A 21423-nucleotide genomic window follows, 5' to 3' on the forward strand; every position below is an offset into this window, starting at 1 on the left:
GATGCGGTCCGACATCGGTGCGCTCTGACCGCCGCCTGGTTGAGAGCCTCCGACATCATGAGGGAACCCGGTTTCTGCCCAACCTCCTCGGGGGTTATCTTCCGGACCTATGCGCTTCACCTCGGAGACCATCGCGAACGGCGTCTCGGAACGTCGCTTCACCCTCGGCGATATCCCTGGAGTGCTCTGGTCGCCGGCCGGTGCCGCCGGCGGTCGCCCCTTGGTGTTGCTGGCCCACGGCGGCGGTAACCACAAGCTGGTCTCGGGTCTGGTGGCCCGTGCACAACGCTTCGCCACCGCTCACGGCTTCGCGGTAGCGGCCGTCGATGCACCGGGGCACGGTGATCGGTCGGGAACCGAGCTGACCGAGCGGTTCATGGCCGGAATCCGGGAGCGGATAGCGGCCGGCGAGCCCATCGACTCGCAGCTCCTCCGGCACAGCGCTCAACTCGGCAGACAAGCGGTCTCGGAGTGGCGAGCGGTGCTGGACGCCCTGCAACAACTCGATGTCGTCGGCCGGGGCGGGCCGGTGGGGTTCTGGGGATTGTCGCTGGGCAGCGCGATTGGAGTGCCGTTGGTGGCGGCCGAGCCGCGGATCGCCGCCGCCGTCTTCGGCCTCGTGGGCCAGGAGACCTTGGCCGAGGCGGCGGCCCGGATCACCGTACCTGTCGAATTTCTCCTTCAGTGGGACGACAAACTGGTGCCCCGTGACTCGGCTGTCGCGCTGTTCGATGCATTCGCCTCGCAGGAGAAGACGCTGCACGCCAACGCCGGGCCGCACACCGGCGTACCCGCATTCGAGCGGGACAGCTCGGAGCGTTTCCTTGCCCGTCACCTCGCCTACGGCGGAAACAAGCCGTAGCCGTGGGCCGTGCGAGGCTCAGCGGACCGGCTTCGGGTCAAGGTCGCGGACGAGTAGATCCATGGGCGGCCCCCAGGGCAGCCTCGACGTGCCGACCTGCCGCCACCCGTTGCGCGCGTAAATTTCCCGTGCCCGGGAGCGGGGGTCGGAGGCGAGAGTGGCGTACGGCTCCGGCCGGTCGGCGAGCAGCCGGCGCATCAGCTCCGCACCAACTCCCTCGCCACGGCGCAGCGGGTGGACGATCCACTCCATGACCGCCAGCTTCGACGCCGCGCGGATCCGCGCGGGCGGTTCGGCGTCGGCTCGGGACCACCAGTTCCCGGCCGACATGGTCCACCCGTAGGCCGCACCGACCAGCGACGAACCCTCGGTGACGGCCACGAGAGTGAAACCGGGCCGGACGGCCTCCCCGGGCAGGCTGTCGCGGAAACGGGACACCTGGTCTGGGCCCTCCTCGTACGGCGGCTCGGCGTAGACACACTCGTACAGGTCGACAAGCGGCCCGAAGAAGCGTGCCGCGTCGTGGCCGTGGCTTGTCGAGTAGGTCAGGGCCATGCCCGGATGCTAGCCGCGTACCCGCTCCATCAGCTCGCCGTACACCGCGCGGTGCCGCTCGGTCTCGGGGACGGAATCGGCAACCTGTCGTGCGACTGCCCGGACGATCTCGTTGTGCTGTTCGGCGGGTAGGTGGTCGAGCAGGTCCGCCGCGAGGCGCAGCCCGTCGGGGATGGACCCGCTGCGGCACAACGCCGCCGCCTGGTGCAGTTGCACCTGCGTGCGTAGCCGACGCTGCGACGGCGGGTACAGCTCCAGGGCGCGCTGCTGTGCGACCGCAGCCGCCCGCTGCTCACCGGCGTGGGTGTACACCCACGACTCGGTATGCCGCAGCCGGTGCTCCGGCCACCCCCACAGCGACTCCACCTCGGCGGTGACGGCGGCGGGCAGAGCTTCCACCTGCTCGGCGAGGGACCGCACGGAGGCCACCGCGTCCGCATGTCGACCTGCCAGCGAAAGCGTCGGCAGCCCGATCGTCCGGCGGCGGACGGCGAAACGCCGCACACCCCGCTGCGCCCCCTGTGGTCTTGCCGGGCAGACGGACAACACTGGCCCTGCCGCGAGGCACGGCTGCGGCTCAAGGCCGAGTTCGATGACAACCTGCCGGGGTTGACCATCTATCTGGCCGTCATCTTCTCCGAGGCCGCCCAGGACATCCACCATCTTGATCCATCAGACCGACCCAGCCCGTGCGAGTTGTTCGACCGTTTCGTGGGCTGGGCTCGACGGAAAGAGCCGCCAGGTACGCAAACCGTGTGAGCATCGCGCGAGAGGCGCGGGGGTCAGCGGACCGGGCGGGACGTGAGCGAGGCGAAGAGCAGGTTGAGGCCCTCGGTCATGGTCGGGTGGGTGATGACCGCGTCGCGCAGGGCGGTCCACGGCATCCCGGCGAGCATGGCCAACTGCACCGAGGTGATCACCTCACCGGCTTCGGCGCCGAGCAGCGCCGCGCCGAGGATCCGGTCGGTGCTGGTGTCGATGACCGCCTTCCACATGCCCGTGGTCTGGCGCAGTGTGCGCGCCCGGGGGATCGCGGCGACCGGCAGGTGGGCGACCTCGATGTCGTACCCGGCGCGGCGCGCCTCGGTTTCGGTGAGCCCGACCCGGGCCAGCTCCGGTGTGGTGAAGACGGTGTACGGGATCAGCCGGTCGGCGGTGCTGCGCTGCCCGCCCGCGAGGTTGGCCCGGATGATCCGGTAGTCGTCAAGCGAGACGTGGGTGAACTGTGGGCTGCCCGCGACGTCGCCGGCCGCCCAGGTCCGCTCGGCGCTGGTGCGCAGGTGCTCGTCGACAAGCACGAAGCCCCGCTCATCGAGGCGCACACCGGCCGCGTCCAGGTCGAGCCCGTCGGTGACCGGCTCCCGGCCGGCCGCCACCAGCACGTCGTCCCCGGTCACCAGGCTGCCGTCATCGAGGGTCACCCGGAGGGTGCCGGTGACGTCCCGGTCGACGCGGGCGACGGCGACGCCGACGCGCACGTCGATGCCGTCGTCGAGGAAGACGCGCAGTACCGCGTCACTGACGTCGGGATCCTCCCGGGTGAGCAGTCGTGGGCCGCCCTCGACGAGCGTCACCGCGCTGCCGAACGACGCGAACATCTGCGCGAACTCCACCCCGACGGTGCCGCCGCCGAGCACCACCAGGCGGGCCGGCAGCCGATCCAGGTGCAGCAGCTCGTCGCTTGTCAGCACCCCGGCCTCGGCCATGCCGGGCACCGACGGCAGATGCGGGCGCGTACCCGTGTTGATGACCACGTCGTCGCCGCGTAACAGTCGCTCACCGCCGTCGGCGAGGGACACCCGTACGGTCCGGGAGCCGACGAACCGGGCCTCGCCGATCACCAGGTGCAGGCCGGAGTCGAGGAACTGTTGCCGGTTGGCGGCCACCATCCCCTCGACGACGTCCTGCTTGTGCGCGCGCAACAGGTCCACGTCGACCCGGGCACCCTCCACGGTCAGGCCGAGCGCGGACGCGTCCCGCAGCAGGCGTGCCGCCCGTGCGCTTGTCACCAGGGCCTTCGTCGGGATGCACGCGACGTTGATGCAGCTACCGCCGATCATGCCGCGTTCGACCATGGCGACGCGTTGCCCGGACCGGGCGACGTCCATGCTCAACGTCTTCCCGGCCTTGCCGCCGCCCACGACGAGCAGGTCGAACTCCTCCGGTCGGTCGGTCACCGGGCGCTCCTCTCGGTCACCGGGCAGGCCGGCGGCCACCGCTGGTGCGCGGCGGCCAGCCAAGCCTGCCAGTTCCGAGCAGATCGACGGCCCGGTTCCGGGCAGAATCGTCCCAGGGCAGCCGCCGCCGATGTGCGGTCCCGCGGCATGGGCATCGCGCTGTGCCGCGACGCCCTGACCTGGGCCCGCCAGCGGGGGTACGCCGGCCTGTAGTTCAACGCCGTGGTGGAGAGCAACCGGTCGGCGGTCGAGTTGTACCGGCGGGAGGGCTTCCGGTGGTCGGCACGGTGCCGGGCGACGGTACCGGGGGGCCGCAGAGAACCGCGCGGCGTGGAGTGGCGTGCAGCCCCGACTGCGCCGCAGCTGGCACCGCGCCGGCACCGCGGACCGGGGTGAAGACGCCGCAGAGCTAGCTGGCTCGGTCAGCCCAATCTCCCTCGTGAGGCCGGGCCCCGGACGACCGCACCGGGTGCGGCGACCAAGAGGGCGAGCGCCGATTCACACGGGCGGACGCGTCCCGGTAGGCGATCTGATCCGGTCGTCCCGGGCCCGTGCGAGTTCGCTGCGGGCCCGGGACGACAGTGGTCGAGGTCAGTGCCGGGCTGAGCCGTTCTCGCTGACCGGCTGCCCGAAGGCGAGGAACGGCACGGGCGTCGGGGCGTCCGGCCGGGTGAAGATCCGCTCGGGCTCCTGGAGGTGCCCGTCCGGGGCTGCCGTCCGGTCGGGGGACGCGGCCACCGGCTCGTCCACAGTGGCCGGCCCGTTGGAGCGCTCACCGTCGGACTGGTCGGCACCGGACTGGTCGGCCCTCGACTGGTCGGTGACGGAATGGTCGTCGCCGGGTTGGTCGCCCTCGGCTCGCCCCGCACCGGCCCGCTCGACGTAGGGCCGGTCGGCGCTCGGCCGGTCGAGGCTGGATCGGGCACCCACCATCGGGTACTCGGCGGTCTCCGGGCCACCGGCTGCCGCCGCCATGACCGCGGCGGCGGCGAGGTCGGCCACCCGCTTCGCCTCGCGCTGCACCCGGGCGCGTACCTCCTTGGCGTGCCGCTCGGCGGAGTCTCCGGCCCGACGGGCCTCCTCCAGCCGGGCGTTCTCGGCGGTCAGGTCCCGGCGGACCTCGCTGAGCCGTTGCTGCATGCGCGACAGCTCGTTCTCCAGCGTCTCGCCCTCCTGCTGGATCTCGGCGAGCTGCTGGCGGGCGGTGTCCAGCTCGGCGTGCAGCTCCTCGGCCTCCTGGCGGCGCTCCCCGATCTCCTGCTGGAGGGCGGTGAGTTGCTCCTGGTGACTGGCAGCCTGCTCGTCGGCCCGGTTACGCAGCTCGGTCACGTGCTGCTGGGCCTCGGCCAGCAGCGCGGCGATCTGCTGCTCGGTCGCGCTGCGCTGCTCGGCGAGCTCCTGCTCGGCGGCGGCCTGCTGCTCGGCGATGTCCTGCTCGGCGGCGGTCCGCCGCTCGTTGACCTCCCGCTCCACGTTGGCCTGCCACTGGGCCATCTCCTGCTGGTTCTTGGAGCGGGCCGACTGGAGTTCCTGCTGGATCTGGGTGCGGGCCGACTTCATCAGCGCGTCGGCGGCGACCCGGGTCTGGTTGAGCTGCTGGGCGCTCTGCTCGGTGATCCGTTTCGCCTCGTGCTGGGCGCGCTCGTGGGCGGCCTCACCGTCGGCGCGCAACTGCTCGGCGTGCTCGCGGATCGCGGTCAGCTCGGCCTCGGCCAGGGTGCGCCGCTCCTCGTGCGCCTGCTCCTGTTCGGAACGTCGGGTCGCCAGCTCCTCGGACAGGTCCTGCCGTGCCTGCGCAGCCCGCTCCCGGGTGTCGGTGAGGATCCGCTCCGACTCGCTGCGCAGCTCGTTCGCCCGGTCGGTGGCCGACTCGATGATCATCGCGGCCTGCTTGTCGGCGAGCGTCATGATCTCGGCGACCATCGGACCCAGGTCGTGGATCGAGGCACGGTCCACCTGCACTGGTTGCTCCCGCATCTCGGCCAACTCGGTGCGCAACCGCTGCACCTCGGCGGTCAACTCCCGGACCCGGACCGCGGAGCGGCCGTGCTCGCCGCTCAGCATCGCGATCTGACCGTCGAGCTGCTCCAGGTGCCGGTCCACCTGGCGTTTGTCATAGCCGCGCAGGGCGAGCTCGAAGCTCGGCCGCGAGGCCGCATCGTCGCGTGCTGCGTGCGGCTCAGCGCCGATGGACATGCACCATCCTCCGTACGATCGGGGGCGTGAGGGTCGGCGGTCGCCTGCCCCGCGGGCCGTCAGTGTGGCGCAACGCTACCGCCGAGGCCACCGCATGCGAAGTCCCGCCCCACCACGTCTCGTATCGCCGCCCGGCGGTGCCCCGATCCCGCGCCGATCATGGCCTTCTGGTGCCGGAATGGCGGTGGTCCGCCACCTTTGTCACCGACCACAAGGCCACGATCGACGCGGCTCGACCCGGCTAACGGCGACGGGCCAGCAGGACCGCGTCGTGCAGGGTGAGGGGCTGGCCGTCGGGGTCGGTGCCCGGACGGGGGCGGGCCTCGGCGGTCAGCACCTCCCAGCGGGTCGGGTCCAGGGTGGCGGCCACGTCCTCCGCGGTGAACATCATGTCCGGCATGTGCATCCGGCGCGCCGACGTCCACAGATCTGACGGGTGGTGCCCGACGATCAGCAGAACACCTCCCGGCGCCACCGCCTCGGCCAACCGGGCGAACAACTCCCGCCGCTGCACCGGGGGCAGGTGCATGAACTGTGCGGACACCAGGTCGTACGCCTGCTCGGCCGGTGGCTTGTCGCGCAGGTCGGCGTGGGTGAACTCGATCCGGTCGCCGACGCCGACGGTGTCGGCGTGCGCGGCGGCCCGGTCCAGCGCGGTGGTGGAGATGTCCACCGCCGTCACCCGCCAGCCCCGCTCGGCCAGCCACACCGCGTCGGCGCCCTCACCGCTGCCCACGTCCAGCGCTCGCCCCGGGGCCAGGTCCGCGACCTCGGCGACCAACTGCGGGTTCGGCCGGCCGCTCCACACCGAGGGCCGGGACTGGTAGCGCTCCTCCCACGCCGGCTCCTCGAACGCCGTGGCCACCACCTGCCGGTACGCGGCCACCGCCGCACGGGTGTCCTCGGCGATGAGGTCGGCGTTGATCGCCGCCGCGGCGGTCAGGCCGGCGGCGGCGGACGTGATCACCTGGCTGCGGATGTCGGCAACGTTGCCGGCCACCCAGACGCCCGCAACGCTCGTCGCGCCGGTGGGGTCGGCCGGGATCTGGGCACCGATGACGTGCTCACCCATCGTCACCACCTCGGGGGCGAGGCCCAGCCCCACCAGCAGGCCGGCGCGGGGAGTCAGCCGCGTCGCGACCACCACCGCGTCCAGCGCCACCACCCGGCCGTCGGCCAGCCGTACGCCGGTCAGCGCGTCCTCGGTCACCTCGAGCGCGGCGACCGGGCCCGGCACCACCGCCATGCTGCGGGCGGCGAGCCGCTCGGCGGTCTCCGCGTCCGGCGCCGGGGCGTCGTGCAGCAGGAGCAGCACGCTGGGGCTCCACTGTCGCCACATCTCGGCCTGGTGCACGGCCAGCGGACCGGTCGCCAGCACGCCGATGCGCCGGTCCCGGACCTCCCAGCCGTGGCAGTACGGGCAGTGCAGCACGTCGCGCCCCCACCGCTGGGCCAGGCCGGGCACGTCGGGCAGTTCGTCGGTCAGCCCGGTGGTCACCAGCAGCCGACGGGCCCGCACCGAACTCCCGTCGTCGAGGTCGAGCCGGAACCCGTCGTCGTCGCGGGTCGCGGCGTCCACCCGTCCGGCGCGGAACTGCCCGCCGTACCCGGCGACCTCGGCCCGCCCGGCGGCGAGCAGCTCGCCCGGCGGCGTTCCCTCCCGTCCCAGGTAGTTGTGCACATGGCCGGCGGGCGCGTTGCGCGGCTCGCCGGCGTCGATCACCAGCACGGACCGTCGCGCCCGGCTCAGCGCCAGGGCTCCGCTGAGCCCCGCGGCGCCGCCGCCCACCACCACCACGTCGTATGTCTCGTCCACAAATATCTCCCTAGCACCTTGTCGGCTGAGCCCACCATCCGTCGCCGCCGGCCAACTGGCAACTATTCTTGCCGTTATGGCAAACGAGGACACTGCCGCGCTGGCGGCCGTCGGCCCACGGCTGCGCGCCCTGCGCCACCAGCGCGGGACCACGCTGACCCAGCTCGCCGACCTGACCGGCATCTCGGTGAGCACCCTGTCCCGGCTGGAATCCGGCAGTCGTCGGCCCACCCTGGAGCTGCTGCTCCCGCTGGCCCGTGCCTACCAGGTGGCGTTGGACGAGCTGGTGGACGCGCCGGCCACCGGCGACCCCCGGGTACGCCCCAAGCCGATCGTCATGCACGGCATCACGTTCCTGCCGCTGACCCGCCGACCGGGTGGCCTGCAGGCGTTCAAACAGATCTTCCCGCCGGATCCGACGGCCGGGGGGCGGACCCCGCAGACCCACGAGGGGTACGAGTGGCTCTACGTGCTCTCCGGCCGACTGCGCCTGCTGCTCGGCGACCGCGACCTGACCCTGAGCCCGGGCGAGGTGGCCGAGTTCGACACCCGCGTCCCGCACCTCGTCCTCAACCCCGGGCCGGGCACCGCCGAGGCCCTCAGTCTCTTCGGGCCGCAGGGGGAGCGGCTGCACGTCCGAGCCCGCCCCGCCACCGCCGCTGACTGACCCGGGATCGGCGAGACAATATTTCCCGGCCACCGGGCCCCCGACCTCGGCGAACGGACGCCGAGCGTCCGCTGAGCAGGGATTTCCAGGTTTTCTGCAAGGTTTGTCCAAGACCCGCGGCCCAACCTTTCGACACGGGGCACGCCGGGTGCCGGAGACGCGAGACGTCTCCGCACCCGGGCGTGCCGGGTGAAGAGCACCCACATCCGACTTCAACTGGGGAAGCCGGATAACCGCAGTGTCGAAAGGGACGGACATGACCGAAGAGACCGTGCAGATCTCGGCCGACGAGCTGATGGCGGGCTATGCCGCCTACGCCTCCGCGGAGGACCTCTCGATCGCGACCGACGACGGCGCGCCCGGGTTCACGCCGGCGACGATCAGCATCACCACCACGCTGACGTCGACGCCGACCTGGGTCACCGCCTGCTGAGCCGGCCCGGCAGTGTCGGGCGACTGAGTTGACGGGTGTGGGTGCGGCGGCCAGCCGCCGCACCCACACCACCCCTCGACCCACCGTTTCCGGCCGACCGGCCACCCCCTCGCACGTCCCGGCGGCGCAACGACCGCTGGCATCCGCCGACCGCCTGGCGTCGGTCGATCTCATGTTTGGAGCTGACAATGGGTAACGCTCGCGGCGGGATCGCGTCGGCGCCACCGGACACCCTGCCGGTGGTGAACGCGCACCTGGCGAAGCTCGGTCTCGGCGTACTGCAACCGGACGGGGTCACCTCCTACCGGGGCCGTAACACCAACTGGGCGGGGACCACCGACATCGGCGTGGGTGTCTTCGTCAAGCGCCTGTGGGGCAGCGCCGAGCAGTGTGCGCTGCGGATGCGGCGGATGCGGAGTTTCGACGACGTCATGGCGAACGCCGGGCTGCGGACACCCCGGACCATCGCGGCCCTCCCCGACGACGGCCTGGTGATCAGCGAACTGATCAGCGGTGCGCAGACCTCGGCCGATGTCGCCCGCGCCGACGGGTTCACTCTCGACATGGCGCGCCAGGCCGGGGCGATCATCGGCCGCCTGCACCGCTGCGTCGACTACGGCGAGTTGGACCAGTCCCTACCTCCGCTGCCACCTGAGGCGATGTGTGACGTCGTGAGCATGGAGTTCTACCTGTCGGTCACCGCCGCCGAGCTGGCGTTCTGGCGGCTCATGCAGTCCGACCCGCTGTTGTGCGAGGTGCTTGTGGCGCTGCGGAAACGCCAGGCCGGGGCGGCGCGGGTGCCCGCGCACTGCGACCTGCGGCTGGACCAGTTCCTCGTCGACGGGGACCGGTTGATGCTCACCGACGGCGAGGAGTTCCGGCTGGCCGACCCGGCGTGGGATGTCGGTGCCTTCGCCGGTGAGTGGCTCTTCCAGGCGGTGACCGGGCTGGTTGACGCGGAACGGCAGCAGACCCTGGCCGAGGACCCGCTGACTCACGAGGAGGTGATCCGGATGGGCTCGGCCCGGCTCGCCGAGCGTCGTCCCAATACCGCGGCCTTCTGGGCGGCCTATCGGGACGTCCGCCCCGAGGCCGACGATCAGCTCGCCGTCCGTGCCACGGCCTTCGCCGGATGGCACCTCATGAACCGGGTCCTGGCCAATGCCGAACGCAGCGCCCGTCTGACCGCGCCCCTGCGGGCCGCCGTCGGAGTCGGCCGCCAGGCACTACAGGATCCGCAGCGCTTCGTCGCCGCTCTCGGACTCGGAGGCCGGCCATGATCGACGTGACAGGCGTGCTGAGCGACCGACTCGTGACGGCTCTGCGCGACGTGGAGGTCGCCGACGGTGCCCTCAGTGCGCGCATCGGTGCCGCCCAGTTCAGCGAGACGGATTCCGTCAAACTGCGTGGCGAGCTGAGCCGCCGCCTCTACGAGGTGCTGCACGCGGCCCGCCCAGAGTTGGACGGGCCGCCACCCTCCAGTTTCCGCGACCCGGCCGTGGAGGCGGTTCTCGGGCGGGCCACGCCGCACCGGCACACCCGCGCGGCTGTCCTCTCACTCGGCCGTGACTCCGACGACGGAGAGCGCGCCGCCGTGGTGTGGGAGGGCATGCGGGTGTGGCTGCCGAAAGCGGCGCTGGCCGACGGCGAGGCGACCGGCGGTGACACCGTGCTGGTGCGGGTTCCGGCCACCCGCCCCGCCATCTCGCCTGGTTTCCTCTACGTGCACGGACCGAACCGGTCCGCTGCCGCCACCGGGCCGGTGCTGCGGCTGTACATCCACCTCGAACGGCTCGGGGCCGCGCCCGAGGTGTGGCGGCGCGTGCTCACCGCGCTCAACGACAGCGGCGTGCCGTATCAGGCAAAGGTCAGCTCGTCGCCGCTGTTGTATCCGCGCAAGGACGCTCTCGTGGTCTACCTGGGTCCCGGCGCCTGGGAGGCGGCCGAGGTGGTGCGCGATGTCGCCGACGAGTGCGGCCACCTGATCGGCGTCGGCACCTCGCCGTACGCGCACCAGATCGCGCCGGGGGTGGCCGTCGCTTTCGAGCCGGCCGACACCCGCCCGGGTCGCGACGGTCTCAGCTTCGGCCAGCACCGTTGCGCTGCCGTGGCAGAGGCGCTGGTGGCGCACGCCCTCGGCCGGGCCGTCTCCCGTGCGGAGGCGCTGCACGCGTCGTTCGTCAGCGCCGGGATCGACCCGTCGGCTCCGGCCCGCAACCTCGACTCGCCGGACGTGGCCTCGCTCGGGCTCGTCGCTCGACCGCAGGGACGGTGGGCATGACCGCGCCGCCGACCGTCATCCACCCGGTGGGGACACGATCATGATGCCTCCGCTGCCGCAACCGCCGCCGTTCCGGGCCGCTCGGGTGGTGTTCCTGGGCACCGGTGCGCTCAGCGTGGCGCACCTGCCGTTCTGGCTCACCTGGATGGCGAACGCGTACCCCGACGTCGAAGTGCGGCTGCTCCTCACACCGAGCGCCGACCGTTTCGTGTCCCGGGTGGCCCTGAGTCCGATCGTCGGCGCTCCGGTCGAGTTGGATGTCTGGCCGGCGGAGCCGACGGTCGGGGCACGGCACGCCGAACTCAACGAATGGGCGCAGACGTTCATCGTCTTCCCGGCGACGCTGAGTTTCGTCGGCCGCTTCGCTGTCGGACTGGCCGACTCGCCCACGCTGTTGGCGATGCAGTGCACGACCGCTCCGGTGGTGCTCGCACCGTCGCTGCCGCCCGGAGGCTTCGAGTCGGTGGCGTACCGCCGCCACCTCGCCGACCTCGCCGAGCGCCGCAACGTCGCGGTCGTACCTCCGGTTGTGGGCAGGAGCAGCACGACTGGCCGGATGGACGCCCACGCGGCCGCGGCGCTGCCGCTCGTCTTCGCCGCCGCGCAACGGTTGCGGGAGGAGCTGGAATGACGCCCGACCCCGCTCGTGAACTGGTGCGGCGGACGGTGTCCGGGCACCTGGTGACCGCGGTGTTCCAGACCGCCGCCGGAGTCCTGTGGCTACGCTCGCCGGGGCCGTGGCGTACGAGCGAATTCCGGACGGTGCCAGCGGACACGGCTACCGCGCTGCGCGCGCTGTCCGGGCGGCACCTCGACCTGGTGGTCGGTGAGCCGCTCGGTGGGGGTCTGCTGTACCGGGTGCCGTCCAGCCGCCCGTGCCTCGATCTGCTCTCGTCGATGCCGACCGCCGCACAGTGGACGCGAATCGCCGAGACCCTCACCGTGGTCGGGCGCGGTCTGCGTGCGCTGCACGGTCTGTCGCCGGGCGGCCCGCACGCGCGACCGCTTGGCGCACAGCGACTGGCGACCTGGCTGCGCGGTGGCCCACAGAGTTGCGTGTCGGACCGGCTCGCGCGGGTGTGGCACGCCCGCCTCGGTGCTCGCCGCACGGCCCGGGTGCTGGACTGGTGCGACGAGCTCGACGCCGCCGGGCCGCGTGACGTCCTGTTGCAGGGCGGAGTGAGCATCGGGTCGCTTGTCGACGGCGCGGGGGGCCCGCCCGCGCTGCTGTGCGGTGAGGAGATCGCCACCGGCCGCCCCGAGTACGACCTCGGCTGGCTCTGCGGCGAGCTGCTCGAATGGCAACTCGCAGTGGGCGACATCGCCGACGTCGCAGCCGTCGAGGCGGCACGTCAGGCGGTGCTGCGCGGTTACGGCGACGGGATCGACCTCGACCTGATCCAGCGGGTGATGGTCCTGCGGATCGCCACCCACGCACACGACTTCGCCGCGTACGTCCGTTGGATCGATTCTCTTGCCACCCAACTCGACACCGTCGCCGATCTCGTCGATCGGCACAGTTAGGAGCCTGCGATGATTCTGAACCGGTACGACGAGAAGCTTGCCGGGGTCTACGACCAGATGTACCCGATCCAGCCGGACACCGATGCGGCTGTCGATTTCCTAGTCGATCTGTGCCCTCCGGAGGGCACGGTGCTGGAGTTGGGCGTCGGCACCGGCCGGGTCGCGATCCCACTCAGCCGACGCGGGCTCAAGGTGTTCGGCATCGACGCGTCCGAAGCGATGCTCGATGAGCTCAGGCGGCGTGATCCCGACGGTGCGGTCGTCGCCGAGTTGGGCGACTACATGGAGGTCGGCACCGGCCGCCAGCATGACCTGATCACCATGCTGCTCAACACGTTCTACACGGCCGTGACGAAGGAACAGCAGGTCGGCGTGCTCAAGCTGGTACGTGAGCAGTTGACGCCCGGTGGACGGTTCGTGGTCGAGGCGTTCGACCCCGCCGACTTCCACGCGATGCGGGATCCGCACACATCCGTGCGCCTGCTCGGTGACGAATCGGTCATGCTCGACAACCTGGTCGTGGACCGATCGCAGCAGATCATGTTGGGCTCGCACACCATCCTCGACGGTGGGAGGCCGCACACCACCCGGCACGTGGTGCGCTACGTGTTCCCGGCGGAACTCGACCTGCTGGGCGAACTGGCCGGCCTACGACGGGTCGACCGGTTCGGACACTGGGACCGCAGCCCCTACCACGCCGGCAGCAGCCGCTACATCAGCGTCTTCGTCCGGGACGACAACTAGCGTGTCGGCCGTTGTGGAGCGGTTGCCGGCGCGCCACCGCCGTCGCGTGGGGGTGAGGCGATGAGGCGCCTTCGGCTGGACAACGGCCTGCGGGTGGTGCTCGCGCGGGCCGCGCACGCCCCGATCGTCGCCGTCGCGGTGCACTACGACGTGGGTTTCCGCTCCGAACCGCCGGGGCTCGGCGGCTTCGCGCACCTGTTCGAGCATCTGATGTTTCAGGGCGCCGACGGCGTGGACGTCGACAACCACCTCCACCTCGTCGAGGCGTGTGGCGGTTCGGGCAACGCCACCACCCAGCCCGACTTCACCGAGTACTTCCAGATCGTGCCGGCGCACGCCATCGAGCGCGTCCTCTTTCTCGAGGCCGCTCGGATGCGTGCGCCACGGCTGACCGCCGAGGCGCTGCGCGTGCAGACCGCTGTCGTGCGGGAGGAGATCCGGACGAATGTCCTCGCCCGACCCTACGGCGGGTTCCCGTGGACGAGGCTGCCGTCGGTGCTCTACCGGACGCATGCCAACGGGCACGACGGGTACGGCGACGTCGCGAACCTGGAGCGCGCCACCGTCGCCGACTGTCACGATTTCCACGATCGCTACTACGCGCCGACCAACGCGGTGCTGACGATCGTCGGGGCGTTCGACGAGGCCGAGGTGCTGCGGGCGGTCCAGCGGCACTTCGGCGTCCTCGCCGCGCGTCCGCGCCCACCGGTGCCGAACCACGCGGAGCCGGCGTCGCGTGAGGATCGCGTCGGTGAGCAGCACGACCCGACCGCGCCGCTGCCCGCGTTGGCGGTGGGCTACCGGCTGCCGCCGGCCACCCAGCTCGACCGGTACGTGGCCGCGATGCTGCTGGCCTGCGTGCTGGGGCGTTCCGAACACGGTGTCCTCAGCCGGCGCCTGGTGGTGCGGGAACAGGTCGCGCTGGCACTGCGCGTCCGCTGTGGCCTGTTCGCACCGATGCAGGCCCGCGACCCCGACACCTTCTCGGTCGTGCTCACCCACCGACGCACAGTGGACCCGGGGTACCTGCTCGACGCCGTGGACGAGGCGTTGGCCGGGATTGCCGCCGGTGGCCCGATCGAGGACGAGGTGGACACCGCCCGTCGGCAGTTGCGGCTCGGCATCTGGCGGGCCGACGAGGATCTGGTGAAACGGGCCCGCCGGATTGGGGGCTACGAGGTGTTGTTCGGCAGGCCGGAGCTGATCGACGAGGTGCCGGCCCGGCTGGCGACGGCGGGGGGCGCGGACGTGGCTGCCGCCGCCGCGGGGCTGCGCGCCGCGACCCGGGGGGTCCTGCGTCTGGTTCCGGAGGCGTCGTCGTGACCATTCCGGTGCCGCCGCTTCGTGCCCAGGTCCGTGTCGACCTGCCGCCGCTGGCCTCGTGCACGCTGCCGAACGGGCTGCGGGTGTGCGTCGCGCACACCCCCTGGTCGCCCACCGTCGAGCTGGCCCTGGCGCTGCCGACGCGGGCTGTCGCCGCCCGCGTGGCGACAGTGGCGGTTATCGGCGATGTGGTGGTCCGGCGCACCGACTGCCGCGACGGCGCTGGCCTCGCGGCGCTGCTGGGCCGGTACGGCGCCGCCGTACGGGGTGCCGGCGACGGCACCTGGTGCGACCTGCACGCGTCCCTTGCCGCCGACGACCTGCCCCTGGTGCTGGGCCTGGTCGCGGAGATGGTCCGCAGCGCGCCACCGGACGCCGACGCCGTCGGTGCGTCGGTGCGGCGGGTGCGGGCGGCGGTGTCGCCGTTGCGCGCGCAGCCGCAGATCGCCGTGCGGCAGCTGCTGCGCCAGCGGCTCTACGGCCCGGACGCACCGGCTCTGGTGCCGTCCGACGAGGCATACCGTGCCGTGACGGCCACCGAGGTGGCCGAGCTGTGGCCGGTGGTCGTCCAGCCGGGCCTCGGTTGTCTCGTGGTGGCCGGGCCGCAGGACCCGGATCTGGTCCTGGCGGAGGTCCGGCGCCACTTCGCCGACTGGCGGGCCCACCCGAGCCCGCCGGTGGTGGGCCACCAGCCCACCGGCGCCCGGGGAGTGCAGGTCGTGGTGACGCCCACCTCCGCGCAGGCGTCGCTCGTGCTGGCGGCACCGGCGGTGTCCCACGACGACCCACGACATCCCGCGCTGCTGCTGGCGAACTGTCTGTTCGGCGGCTATTTCTCCGCGCGCCTGTCGCGGGTGTTGCGGGAACGCGAAGGGTTGGTCTATCGGGTCGATGCGCTGCTGGACGAGCACGTGGGCGACCAGTGGATCACGCTCAGCGCGGACGCCCCCGGCGCGGCCGTGCCGCTCGTCCTGGCCTCCCTGCGTGGGCAGCTCGCGGGACTGGCGAGCAGACCCCCGCGGGCGGCAGAGGTCGACGCGGCGCGGGAGTTCATGGTCGGTAGGTCCCTGATCCAGCTCGGGACGCAGGCCGGGATCGTCGCCGAGTTGCGCTCGGCGCTCATCCGGGGGCACACACCCGACCGGTTGTCGATCATGCCCGCCGCGCTGCGTGAGGTGAGCACGGCCGAGGTCCGCGCGGTGGCGGCCGACCTGTTCGATCCGGATCGATTCTGTGGCGTGGTCGCCGGGGCCCTCGACCCACGGGACAACCGGGGTCACCCCGTTGGACCCCCGGCCCCCAATGCCTGGTGACGGCGCGAGGGCCGGACCGGTTCCCCTCCGGTCCGACCCTCGCGATCATTCCGCGCTAGGCGCGGGCCCTACGCTGCCGGACGACCAGCAGCAGTGCGGCGCCGAGGAGCACCGCCAGCACGCCGGCAGTCATCCAGCCGCCCATCGGGAACGACTCACCTGTCACCGGGAGCTTGCCCTTCACCGGAATGGTGATGGTGGACTCGGGGGACACCGGCGCCAGACCGTCCGGCGGGGTGCCGGTGGCCGTCGCGGTGTTGCGCAGCGAGCCGTGGTGGTAGTCGGCCTTGCTGACCGTGTACGTCGCCGTGCAGGTCACGGCGACGCCGGCCGCGAGGGTGACGGAGCCGTTCGGTGTCCGGTCCGGATCGCAGGTGATCGGGCCGAGGTTGGTCGCCGAGGCCGGGGAGGTCAGGGTGTCGGTGATCGTCACGCCGGTCAGCGTCACCTGGCCGGTGTTTGTCACCACGAACTGGAACGGCACGTGCTGGCCCGGACGGCTGATCTTGTCGGTGCTGCTCGACTTCACCACAGTGATCGCCGCGCCGCGAGTGGCCGCCACCTCGGCGGTGGCCGGTCCGGAGCGGACCGGGGTCGGCGGTTGCTGACCGGGAATGGTCGGCGGCGTACCGGCGGCGACGGCGGTGTTGGTGATCCGTCCGGCCGCGATGTCCGCCGCGGTGACGGTGTAGGTCGACGTGCAGGTGGTGCTTCCCCCGGCGGGCAGGGCAACGTCGCCGTTGGTCACCGGCGGCGTGCCGCAGGTGATCGCCCCGGGCGTGCCGGTGCCGGAGAAGTCGGTCTCGTCGACCGTCACCGCGCTCAGCGGGGTGTTGCCGGTGTTGCGCACCACGAACTGGTACGTGACCACGTCACCGGCGGCGGACACCACGCTGGGCGTCACCGACTTGGTGAGGGCGATCGCCGGGTGCGGGATCGGAATGTCCAACGGGGACGGTGACGAGACCGGCGGGGGCCCGAACGGTGGCGTGCCGGTGGCCGTGGCCACGTTGCGTAGCGACGAGCCGGTGAAGTCCTCCGCCGTCACGGTGTACGAGGTTCGGCACTGGATGGAGGCACCGGGCGACAGCGTCACGTCGCCGTTCGGGATGTCCTGCGGACCGCAGGTGATCAGCCCGAGCACGCCGCGCTCGGACGGCGGCAGCACCGTGTCGTTGACGGTGACCCCGGTGAGCGTGAAGCCGCCGGTGTTGATCACCAGGAAGGTGTACGGCACCTGCTGTCCCGCTGCGGCGATCGCAACGGTGGTCGACGACTTGATCACCTCGATGGCGGCGGTGAGCCCGACCTGCGGGATGGTCAGTGTCGACGGAGGCGAGTCGACCGGCGTACCCCCGCCCGGGGGCGTGCCGTGTGCGGTCGCGACGTTCGTGACCCCGTCGTTGTCCAGGTCGGCCTGGGTGACTGTGTACGTGGCGGTGCAGGTGGTGCTCGCGCCCGGCGCGAGGGTGGTGACAGCGCAGGTGATCGGGCCGAGGTTGGCGTTCGACGACGGCGGGGTCTGCACGTCCGTGACGGTGACGTCTGTCAGCGTGAGCCCGCCGGTGTTGACCACGTGGAACCGGTACGGAACCTGCTGTCCGACCATGTTGAGCGCCACGGTCGTGGATGTCTTCACGACCTGGATGGCGGCGACGATCCCGGCGTCCGGGATGGTCAGTGTCGACGGTGGCGAGTCGATCGGCGTACCCCCGCCCGGGGGTGTGCCGTGCGCGGTGGCGACGTCGGTGACCCCGTTGTTGTCGAGGTCGGCCTGGGTGACCGTGTACGTGGCGGTGCAGGCGGTGAACTCACCGGGGGCCAGGGTGGTGGCCGGGCAGGTGATCGGGCCGAGGTTGGCGTTCGACGACGGCGGGGTCTGCACGTCTGTGACGTTCACCGCGGACAGCGTCACGGTGCCGGTGTTGGCCACCAGGAACCGGTAGGGCACCTGCTGCCCGACGGTGTTGATCGACGTGGTGGTGGACGACTTGAGGATCGAGATCGACTGGATCAGGTCGCCCGCCGGGATGATCAGCGCCGACGGCGCCGAGTCGATCGGGGTGTCACCGCCGGCCGGTGTGCCGTGCGCGGTGGCGGTGTCGGCGACCTCGTCGTTGTCGAGGTCGGCCTGGGTGACCGTGTACGTGGCGGTGCAGGTGGTGCTCGCACCCGGGGCGAGGGTCGTGGCGGCGCAGGTGATCGGGCCGAGGTTGGCGTTCGACGACGGCGGTGTCTGCACGTCCGTGACGTTCACGCCGTTGAGCGTCACGCCGCCGGTGTTGGCGACCAGGAACCGGTACGGCACCTGCTGCCCGACCGACGTGATCGTCGTGGTGGTGGACGACTTGACGAGCGAGATGCCGGGGACGACCACGTCACTCGGGATGGTGAGCGTCGCCGGCGGCGACTGGACGGGGGTACCGCCGCCGGGCGGTGTGCCCTGCGCGGTCGCGCTGTCTCGAACGGAGCCGAAGTCCAGATCCGCCTGGGTGACCGTGTACGTGGCGGTGCAGGTCGTGGTCGCGCCCGGGGCGAGGGTGGTGACCGGGCAGGTGATTGGGCCGAGGTTGGCGTTCGACGACGGCGGGGTCTGCACGTCGGTGACGCTCACGTCGGTGAGGGTGAACCCGCCGGTGTTGACGACGTGGAACTGGTACGGGACCTGCTGCCCGACAGTCGTGATCGTCGTGGTGATGGAGGTCTTCAGGATCGCGATGGTGGCGACCAGGCCGCTCTCCGGGATGGTGAGCGTCGCGGGCGTCGAGTCGACAGGCGTGCCGCCGCCGGGTGGCGTGCCGTGCGCGGTGGCGACGTTTGTCACGCCGTCGTTGTCCAGGTCGGCCTGAGTCACTGTGTAGGTGGCGGTGCACAGGGTCTGCGCGCCGGGCGCGAGGGTGGTGGCGGCGCAGGTGATCGGGCCGAGGTTGGCGTTCGACGACGGCGGCGTCTGCGCGTCGGTGACGTTCACGCCGGTCAGGGTGAGCCCACCGGTGTTGAGCACGTGGAACTGGTACGGGACCTGCTGCCCGACAGTGGTGATCGAGGTGGTGGTGGACGTCTTCATGATGGCGACCGATGCGACCAGGCCCGCCTCGGGGATGGTGAGCGTCGACGGCGGCGAGGTGACAGGCGTACCGCCGCCCGGCGGTGTGCCCCGCGCGGTGGCGACGTTTGTGACGCCGTTGTTGTCCAGGTCGGCCTGGGTGACGGTGTACGTCGCGGTGCAGGTGGTGCTCGCGCCGGGCGCGAGGGTGGTGACCGGGCAGGTGATCGGGCCGAGGTTGGCGTTCGACGACGGCGGTGTCTGCACGTCGGTGACGGCCACGTCGGTGAGGGTGAGCCCGCCGGCGTTGACGACCAGGAACCGGTACGGCACCTGCTGCCCGACCGAGGTGATCGACGTGGTGGTGGACGACTTCACCACAGTGACGGCGGCGGCGAGCGGTTCCGCCGGGATGGTCAGGGTCTGCGGTTCGGAGACGACCGGGGGACCGGTGGGCGGCGAGCCCTGGACGGTGGCCACGTTTGTGACACCGTCGTTGTCCAGGTCGGCCTGGGTGACGGTGTAGGTGGCCGTGCAGACGGTCTGCGCCCCGGGCGCGAGGGTGGTCGCCGCGCAGGTGATCGGCCCGAGATTGGCGTTCGACGAGGGCGGGGTCTGCGTGTCGGTGACCGAGATGTTGGTGAGCGGGACGCCGCCGGTGTTGACCACGTTGAACGAGTACGGAACCTGTTGGCCCACGCTGGTGATCACCGTGGTGGTCGACGACTTGATCAGGTCGATGTCCGCCGGCGTGCCTCCGGCGCAGGAGAGTGTGGTGCTGAACGGGAAGTAGTGGATCTCGCCGCCGCGGTGGTCGAGCGTGCGGGTGATGACGCTGCCCTCGGTGTTGCTTGCGGAGAGGTCGGTGAGGCTGGCGTTGGGGGCGTAGATGGTGCCCTCGACGGTGGCCGCGTTCGGGGTGAGGGTGAGCGCGGTGGCGGTCGGGAAGTTGAACAGCACGTAGCGCGCCTGCGGCCCGCCGATCCCGGCGAAGTTCGGGGCGGTCCAGGCGAACGTGTTGCCGACCCCGCTGGTGTCCACGTTGACGAGCAGCGGGGTGTCGGCGGCGGGTTGGCTGGCGAAGGTCAGGATCTGGATGTTGGACAGGTCCGCCGCGCTCAGGTTGAGCACGTTCGTGACGCCCGGCGTCAGCGTGACCACGGCGTTGCTGCCCGGTGGGATCGGTCGGGGCAGGACGTCGCCGTTGGGCGTGCGCAGCACCACCGTGTTGTCGCAGGTGGCCAGGCTGGCGGTGGTGCCGCGGAAGGCGGTGAAGGCGGCCCCGAAGTTGATCGGCGAGGTCGGCCCGACGCTGGGCACCGGCTGCCTGGTGACCAGCTCGACCCGGGGCGACGCGTCGTAGTCGTTCGCCGGCAGGATCCGGGTGTTGACCTGGGCGCCGTTGTTGTCGGTGTCGCGGACGAAGGTGCCGGTCAGGTCGCCGACCTTGGCGTAGCCGTTGGAGAGCACCTGGAGGCGGCTGCCGCCGACGCTGCCGGCGAAGTTCACCCGTCCACCCACGACAAGGGCGCTCGGGTTGGCGTCGCCGGGTACGACGAAGGAGCCGGCGGTAGCCCCGGCGAGCTGGTAGGTGCCGAAGGTGAGGTCGCCGCCGACGGCGAGGGTGCCCTCGTTCTCGTCGCTGACCACATTGGCGTTGCCCTCGGTCATCACCCCGAAGCTCAACGCCTCGGCGACCGGGTCGACCGGCCCGACGGCCTCGGCCGCGACCAGTCGCTGGTTCAACGGGGGTTGGGCTGGCACCGGTGCCAGCAGGGCGTTGACGGCCAGCACGCCGCCGACGGCGGCCAGCGCCGCAGCCCGTGACCTGCGACTACCCCACGACGAAATCCTCATCACGCCCCCGTTGGTTCGCATGTGCCAGGGGAGCGTATAGGGGTAAAAGAGGGATTAAGAGGCTTTTGTCCGCTTAGTGAGCTGGCAGGTCATGTCCGAGGCTGGCCGCGAGGGCCGGACCGGTTCCCCTCCGGTCCGGCCCTCGCGCGCTCACACCAGGCCAGATGTCACCCCTTGTGCTTCTCCTGGCACGGCACGCAGAAGCGCACGTGCGGGAGGACTTCGAGGCGCTCGGCCGGGATTCTCTCGCGGCACCTCTCGCAGGCGCCGTAGCTACCATCCGCGATCCGGCTCAGCGCACCGGTGATCTGCTCGAGGTGGCGGCGGGTGGCCACCAGCAGAGCGGCGTGGTTGTGGGCCTCGCCCGGGTCGCCGGTGTCCGCGTTGAGTTCGGTCAGTTCCCGTAGCCGCGCCGTCTGCGTAGCGAAGTCGTCCGCCAGGGACGCTCGTAGATCAGCCAGCCAACCGTGCTCGACAGCGCGTTGATCGGTGCTCATGGTCTACCCCTCAGAAAGAACGGGAAAAAGAAAAAGGGCCGAAGCCTGAGTAGCTTCGCCCTGCGGTCGTTCTGGGATGCAACGATTCCGCGGGAGGGCCTCGGCCGGTGCGCGCCGGGCGCGACGTCGCGC

At 71.6% G+C, this 21423-nt stretch carries 18 protein-coding genes and 2 pseudogenes; 12 read left to right on the plus strand and 8 right to left on the minus strand.

All coding sequences use genetic code 11. The annotated features are described in order from the left end of the window. The first annotated feature begins 109 nt into the window (after nt 1-109). Nucleotides 110-862 carry an alpha/beta fold hydrolase gene (locus AB0F61_RS24745; protein WP_357813802.1) on the plus strand — a complete coding sequence of 251 codons (753 nt, stop codon included), beginning with the start codon at nt 110-112 and terminating at the stop codon, nt 860-862. An 18-nt stretch (nt 863-880) separates the two neighbouring features. Here the strand turns inward: AB0F61_RS24745 and AB0F61_RS24750 are convergent, their stop codons facing one another. Both AB0F61_RS24750 and AB0F61_RS24755 read right to left on the minus strand, forming a co-directional pair. Beyond that, complete coding sequence (locus AB0F61_RS24750; RefSeq protein ID WP_357813804.1) at nt 881-1417, minus strand: GNAT family N-acetyltransferase; 537 nt, start codon at nt 1415-1417, stop codon at nt 881-883. Between the two features lie 9 nt (nt 1418-1426). After that, nucleotides 1427-1837 (minus strand): hypothetical protein, encoded by a 411-nt coding sequence (locus AB0F61_RS24755; RefSeq protein ID WP_357813807.1) that lies wholly within the window; start codon nt 1835-1837, stop codon nt 1427-1429. An 18-nt stretch (nt 1838-1855) separates the two neighbouring features. Between AB0F61_RS24755 and AB0F61_RS24760 the strand changes: the two genes are divergently transcribed. After that, nucleotides 1856-2176 (plus strand): hypothetical protein, encoded by a 321-nt coding sequence (locus tag AB0F61_RS24760; protein WP_357813810.1) that lies wholly within the window; start codon nt 1856-1858, stop codon nt 2174-2176. A gap of 23 nt (nt 2177-2199) precedes the next feature. Here the strand turns inward: AB0F61_RS24760 and AB0F61_RS24765 are convergent, their stop codons facing one another. Next, nucleotides 2200-3594, minus strand: coding sequence for an FAD-dependent oxidoreductase (locus tag AB0F61_RS24765; RefSeq protein WP_357813812.1), 1395 nt, complete (start codon nt 3592-3594; stop codon nt 2200-2202). A 123-nt stretch (nt 3595-3717) separates the two neighbouring features. On the opposite strand from AB0F61_RS24765, the pseudogene AB0F61_RS24770 reads away from it, so the two are divergent. Then, nucleotides 3718-4007, plus strand: a pseudogene (locus AB0F61_RS24770) (GNAT family N-acetyltransferase); the annotation flags it as partial. Between the two features lie 178 nt (nt 4008-4185). On the opposite strand, the gene AB0F61_RS24775 reads toward AB0F61_RS24770, so the two are convergent. Then, on the minus strand, nt 4186-5790 hold the full coding sequence (locus tag AB0F61_RS24775; RefSeq protein ID WP_357813814.1) for a DivIVA domain-containing protein: 1605 nt from the start codon (nt 5788-5790) through the stop codon (nt 4186-4188). Between the two features lie 241 nt (nt 5791-6031). Continuing rightward, the gene (locus tag AB0F61_RS24780; RefSeq protein WP_357813817.1) at nt 6032-7606 is read right to left on the minus strand and encodes a bifunctional NAD(P)/FAD-dependent oxidoreductase/class I SAM-dependent methyltransferase; all 1575 of its coding nucleotides are present in this window, start codon (nt 7604-7606) and stop codon (nt 6032-6034) included. A 76-nt stretch (nt 7607-7682) separates the two neighbouring features. Here AB0F61_RS24780 and AB0F61_RS24785 point away from each other — a divergent pair, with 76 nt between their 5' ends. The 9 genes from AB0F61_RS24785 (at nt 7683) to AB0F61_RS24825 (ending at nt 15891) form a co-directional block, all read left to right on the plus strand. After that, nucleotides 7683-8273 carry a helix-turn-helix domain-containing protein gene (locus AB0F61_RS24785; RefSeq protein ID WP_357813820.1) on the plus strand — a complete coding sequence of 197 codons (591 nt, stop codon included), beginning with the start codon at nt 7683-7685 and terminating at the stop codon, nt 8271-8273. A gap of 256 nt (nt 8274-8529) precedes the next feature. Then, nucleotides 8530-8706, plus strand: a complete 177-nt coding sequence (locus tag AB0F61_RS24790; protein ID WP_357813823.1) for an LxmA leader domain family RiPP — start codon at nt 8530-8532, stop codon at nt 8704-8706. A 188-nt stretch (nt 8707-8894) separates the two neighbouring features. Continuing rightward, the gene (lxmK, locus tag AB0F61_RS24795) at nt 8895-9986 is read left to right on the plus strand and encodes a class V lanthionine synthetase subunit LxmK (RefSeq protein ID WP_357813825.1); all 1092 of its coding nucleotides are present in this window, start codon (nt 8895-8897) and stop codon (nt 9984-9986) included. After that, nucleotides 9983-10987, plus strand: coding sequence for a T3SS effector HopA1 family protein (locus tag AB0F61_RS24800; RefSeq protein ID WP_357813827.1), 1005 nt, complete (start codon nt 9983-9985; stop codon nt 10985-10987). Before lxmK ends, AB0F61_RS24800 begins: the two co-directional genes overlap by 4 nt. 40 nt (nt 10988-11027) lie before the next feature. After that, on the plus strand, nt 11028-11618 hold the full coding sequence (locus tag AB0F61_RS24805) for a flavoprotein (protein WP_357813830.1): 591 nt from the start codon (nt 11028-11030) through the stop codon (nt 11616-11618). After that, nucleotides 11615-12511, plus strand: coding sequence for a hypothetical protein (locus AB0F61_RS24810; RefSeq protein ID WP_357813832.1), 897 nt, complete (start codon nt 11615-11617; stop codon nt 12509-12511). The genes AB0F61_RS24805 and AB0F61_RS24810 overlap by 4 nt, the downstream gene beginning before the upstream one ends. A 9-nt stretch (nt 12512-12520) precedes the next feature. Next, the gene (locus AB0F61_RS24815; RefSeq protein WP_357813835.1) at nt 12521-13255 is read left to right on the plus strand and encodes a class I SAM-dependent methyltransferase; all 735 of its coding nucleotides are present in this window, start codon (nt 12521-12523) and stop codon (nt 13253-13255) included. Nucleotides 13256-13315: 60 nt separating this feature from the next. After that, nucleotides 13316-14578 carry a pitrilysin family protein gene (locus tag AB0F61_RS24820; protein WP_357813836.1) on the plus strand — a complete coding sequence of 421 codons (1263 nt, stop codon included), beginning with the start codon at nt 13316-13318 and terminating at the stop codon, nt 14576-14578. Beyond that, nucleotides 14575-15891, plus strand: a complete 1317-nt coding sequence (locus AB0F61_RS24825; RefSeq protein ID WP_357813839.1) for an insulinase family protein — start codon at nt 14575-14577, stop codon at nt 15889-15891. Before AB0F61_RS24820 ends, AB0F61_RS24825 begins: the two co-directional genes overlap by 4 nt. Before the next feature lie 55 nt (nt 15892-15946). Here AB0F61_RS24825 and AB0F61_RS24830 read toward each other — a convergent pair whose 3' ends face one another. The 3 genes and pseudogenes from AB0F61_RS24830 to AB0F61_RS24840 all read right to left on the minus strand — a co-directional run bounded on the left by AB0F61_RS24830 (nt 15947) and on the right by AB0F61_RS24840 (nt 21291). After that, complete coding sequence (locus AB0F61_RS24830) at nt 15947-18958, minus strand: hypothetical protein (protein ID WP_357813932.1); 3012 nt, start codon at nt 18956-18958, stop codon at nt 15947-15949. Between the two features lie 741 nt (nt 18959-19699). After that, a pseudogene (locus tag AB0F61_RS24835) lies at nt 19700-20671 on the minus strand (choice-of-anchor A family protein); the annotation flags it as partial. Between the two features lie 290 nt (nt 20672-20961). Next, the gene (locus AB0F61_RS24840; protein WP_357813842.1) at nt 20962-21291 is read right to left on the minus strand and encodes a TraR/DksA family transcriptional regulator; all 330 of its coding nucleotides are present in this window, start codon (nt 21289-21291) and stop codon (nt 20962-20964) included. Nucleotides 21292-21423 lie beyond the last annotated feature (132 nt).

The sequence above is a fragment of the Micromonospora sp. NPDC023888 genome (assembly GCF_040639415.1).
In the GTDB taxonomy this organism is placed as follows: domain Bacteria; phylum Actinomycetota; class Actinomycetes; order Mycobacteriales; family Micromonosporaceae; genus Micromonospora.